Consider the following 4,059-nt stretch of genomic DNA (forward strand, 5'->3'; position numbering starts at 1 on the left):
TGACGGGGCGGGCGAGAATGCTACCCGGTCACGAAGAGCCCCTCGGGACGAGGGCGGCGACGATGAAGGGCAGCGGCATGCGGCAGCACGATCGGCCGTCCGGCGACGACCCCGGAACGGCACGGCGTCCGCTGGAGTGCTGGACCCTTCGGCGGTCGCGACCGCCATGGGCGAGCGGCCGTAGGCGACCCGCCGCATCACGTCCGCTGGAGTGGCGGAAGCTCCGTCCGGCCAGGTCAGCCCGCTGGTCACGGCCCTGGTGCGAACCTGGCCACCTTCTCAGCCCTGGCCTGCCACCGCCTCTGGCGGGACGGCAGGGGGCCACCCCGCCGAAGGCGGCCGCAGTCGGCAGAGTCACCCCACTCCACAGGACGCCATCACCTGCCGACACGCAGAGCGCCTGTCAGGACAGCGACGCAGGGGCAAGGCCACCCCAACGCCACGACAGTCGCGCAGACCTGGTCAGACGGAATCTGCACGGACGTGCCCGGGGTGGGCCCCTGCGCTCCACTGCCGTCGATCACGGGGGACAGCGCGCGCCGGGCGGCCGACGGCACCGCCGGGACAACGGCGCAGGGACAACGGCGCCGCCCTCTCTCAGCGTGTCAGTACCGGCGCTCGCTGCCCGTGGAGCGGGCCGGGGCGGTGTCGGAGTAGCCGTCCTGCCCGCTGTCGCCCGGCTCCCCGTCCCGCTCCTCGGCGCCGTGCCCGTCGAAGGCGTGCTCCTCAGCGAAGGGCTCCTCGTGGCCGGACGCCCGTCCGCCGTCGTCGAACGCCCCTTCGTCGAACGCCCCTTCCCCGCCCATCCGCTCATCGACCGCCCGCCGGTCGGCGACGTGGTTCCCGTCGGCCGACCCCTCCAGCGCCGAGTCGCCGTACAGGTCCGAGGAGGCGTCGAAGGCGTGGGCGAAGCCCGCCCCGAGGCCGTGGTCGCGGCGCAGGCGGACCGCGCTGGCCGTGTAGCCGTTGGACTGCAGGAAGACGGCGAACCGTTGGAGGAAGCCCTCGTACTCCTCGTCGTCCTCCCAGTCGTCGGCGACCGCACCGGCGACCTTCAGCCAGCGGTCGGGGTCCTCGTCGCGCATCCCGGGCGCGGAGGCGCGCTCGGCGTACCCGGGCCCGAACGGGTCGGCACCGGCGTCGGCGGGCACCGAGGCGGCCGACGGGGGCGGTGCCGAGGGGGCGCTCGCGGACGGCGCGCCGCGTTCGGCGGTCCACCCGGACGAGCGCACGGCACCGGCGAACACGTCGTCCTGCTCGGCCGCCTCGGCCAGCTCCTGGTGGACCTCGGACAGCGGCCGCCCCGTGGCGGCGGAGGAGAGCTTGGCCAGGGTGCCGATCCTGTCGGCGGCCTCGTCCACGCGCGCGGGGTCGCGCGCGAGCCACCACAGCAGGGCCGAGCCGGGGTCGGCGAAGACCTCCTTGCTCAGGTACTCGCGCTCCAGGCGTTCGGCCGCGCGCTCCTCCTCGCGGACGGCCTCGCGCTTGCGCAGGTCGCTCAGGCGGTTCAGGCGCTCCTCGTCCTCGGGGGACAGCTCCAGGCGCACCTCTTCGGCCCAGACCCGGCCGATCCCCGGGTGCGCCCCGGGCTCGGGGCCGAGCGCGGCCGCCAGGCGGAACTGTGCGGAGTCGACGTCCTCGGGGCGTTCCGTGGAACCGAACTCGCGGGCGCGCCGCTCGATCGCGCAGACCGCCGCGCCCTCCGCCCCGTCGGCCGGACCGGTCTCGCGCCAGCAGACCACGGCCGAGAACAGGAAGGGGTAGTCCTTGCGCGCGCTGGGCAGGCGCATGCGGAGCACGTGCCTGCGCCGGTGGGCCGCGGCGGCTTCGGCTTCGGCCTTCGCGCGCTCGGCGGTGGCCCCGCGCCGCCCGGCCGAGCCCCCGGCGAGGACGGCCAGCAGGAGCAGGCCCACGAACAGGGCGAGGACCCCCGCGCCCAGCGTGGCCTGCCCGGGGTCGGGCGGCCAGCCGGGGACGCCCCACCGCTCGACCGCCCACCAGGTGAGGGAGGCCAGCGCCGCGGCGAGGGCGGCCGCGGCCAGGAGCGCTGTCAGGACGCGGCCGTTCCTGCTCATCGGCGGTTCGGGCGCCGCCCCACCGCGCGGCGGGTGCGGGGCGCCCTCCTCCTTCCTGCGGAAGCGTGCGCGCCGCCCGCCGCTCGTGCGCGGGGACACCCGGCCGGGGCGGTGCGGGGCGCTCCGCCCGGTCCCCGGGCGGGCGGTGATCTTGCCTGTGCGGCACGCTACTCCCTCCGCACGCGCCTCACGGCCGTTTCCGGCCCCACGCCGCACAGATCACCCCGCCCCTGGCCGGATCCGGCCAGATTCGGGCGTTTCGGTGCGGGACCGGGCCGGGGCGCACCGCGCGCCCGGCCCCGCACCGCCCCGGCCCGCGGGTCCGGCGGCCTGGATCCGCGGGGCGGCCCCTCAGCCCCGGCCCTCGGGGCGCAGGGTGTAGTCGGGGAAGTTGCCGGGCAGGCGCTCGCCCTCGGGGCCGCGGGTCACCGCGCGCACCAGCAGGTCGCCGCCGACGAAGGCGCCGCGCCACGAGCCGCCCCAGCCGCCGAACAGCTCGTCGCGGTCACCGCGCGAGCGGGGGCGGTTGACCCCCACCTTGAACGCCCGCACCTGGGCGGCGATGCGCTCGGCCGCCTCAGGGTCGTCACAGGAGAGCGTGGCCACCAGTGAGCCGTTGCTGGCGTTGAGCGCCGCCAGCAGCTCGGCCTCGGTGTCGACCAGCACGACCGTGTCCACCGGGCCGAACGGCTCGGCGTGGAACAGCGGCGAGGAGCGCGGCGGCTCCAGCAGCGCCACCGGCGCCATGTAGGCGTCGGCGTCCTGCCCCGGCAGCAGCAGCGCGTCGTCCAGGCCGCCCCGGTAGAGGGGGACCGCTCCCCCGGCGACGGCGTCGTCGACCTGGTCCGCCAGTTCCTTGGCCTTGGCCGCCGCGATCAGCGGGCCGAAGTCCAGCTCGGGCAGGGCGTCGTCGGGCCCGTCCACGGCGAGCGGGTGGCCGAAGCGCACGGCACGCGCCGCGGGCAGGTAGGCCTCCAGGAACCGGTCGAACAGGGAGCGCTGGACTACGAAGCGCGGGTAGGCGGTGCAGCGCTGCTTGGCGTAGTCGAAGGTCTTGCGGATCTGCCCGGAGAGCGTCTCCCAGTCGCCGTACTCCCACACGCCCCAGCAGTTCAGGCCCTCCTGCTCCAGGATGTGGCGGCGGCCGAGGTCGGCGAGAGCGGTGGCCACCTGGCCTCCCGCGTCGCGCCCGCCCACGAAGGAGACGCAGCCGATCTCCCGGCCGCGCACCAGCGCCGGGGACAGGTCCCGGCCCCCGCCGCTGACCAGGGTGAAGGGGAGGCCCTCACGGACGGCGAGCGCGACGGCCAGCGTCAGGCACACCAGTCCGCCGTCGGTGGGTGTCTTGGCGATCGCGGCGTTGCCCGCCAGCGCCTGCACCGCCATCGCGTGCGCCAGCACGCTCATGGGGTAGTTCCAGCTGGCGATGTTGGAGACGGGGCCGGGGAGCGGCGCGCGGTCCTCCAGCATCGTCTCGATGCGCTCGCCGTACCAGCGCGCGCCTTCGATGGCCCGGTCCACGTCCTGCAGGGCCAGCCGCCACGGCTTGCCGATCTCCCAGACCAGGGCGAGGGCGAGGGTTTCGCGGTGGTCGGCCCAGGCGTCGAGGGCGGCCTCGACGCGGGCCCGGCGCTCGGGCAGCGGGGTGCGCGCCCATGCGCGGTGTTCGTCGGCGGCGGCGCGGACGGCCTCCTCGGCGGTGGCGGCGTCCAGCATCGGCAGCCCGGCGAGCTCGCCGCCGTCGAGCGGGGAGAAGGCGGGGCGGTGGGTGCCGCCCGTCCGCCAGGCGCCGCCCCACCGGTTGAGGGCGCCGTCGGGGCCGAAGGCCTCGGGGGCGGTCCGGCGGCAGCGCGCGTAGACGGCGTCCCATTCGGTTCCGGGTTTGAGGATCGGTCCACCGTTCACCGTACGGCCCTCCTCGCCGCGGCGGCCTCGCGCACGAGGACCGCGCTCTCGCTGGGGGTCTTGCCGACCTTGACGCCGG

2 protein-coding genes are annotated in these 4,059 nt (G+C 76.4%); both read right to left on the bottom strand.

The genetic code is table 11. The features are described from left to right. Nucleotides 1–605: 605 nt before the first annotated feature. Nucleotides 606–2,075, bottom strand: coding sequence for a hypothetical protein (locus D476_RS35580; RefSeq protein WP_051061690.1), 1,470 nt, complete (start codon nt 2,073–2,075; stop codon nt 606–608). 351 nt (nt 2,076–2,426) lie between these two features. Next, nucleotides 2,427–3,980: an aldehyde dehydrogenase family protein gene (locus D476_RS0110745; RefSeq protein ID WP_017623954.1), complete on the bottom strand. Its 1,554-nt coding sequence runs from the start codon at nt 3,978–3,980 to the stop codon at nt 2,427–2,429. Nucleotides 3,981–4,059: the final 79 nt, after the last annotated feature.

The sequence above is a fragment of the Nocardiopsis chromatogenes YIM 90109 genome (assembly GCF_000341185.1).
Classification (GTDB): Bacteria; Actinomycetota; Actinomycetes; order Streptosporangiales; family Streptosporangiaceae; genus Nocardiopsis_A; species Nocardiopsis_A chromatogenes.

Coding starts and splice junctions, on each gene's coding strand:
- D476_RS35580 (WP_051061690.1), bottom strand. CDS start 2,075: ATGAGCAGGAACGGCCGCGTCCTGACAGCGCTCCTGGCCGCGGCCGCC.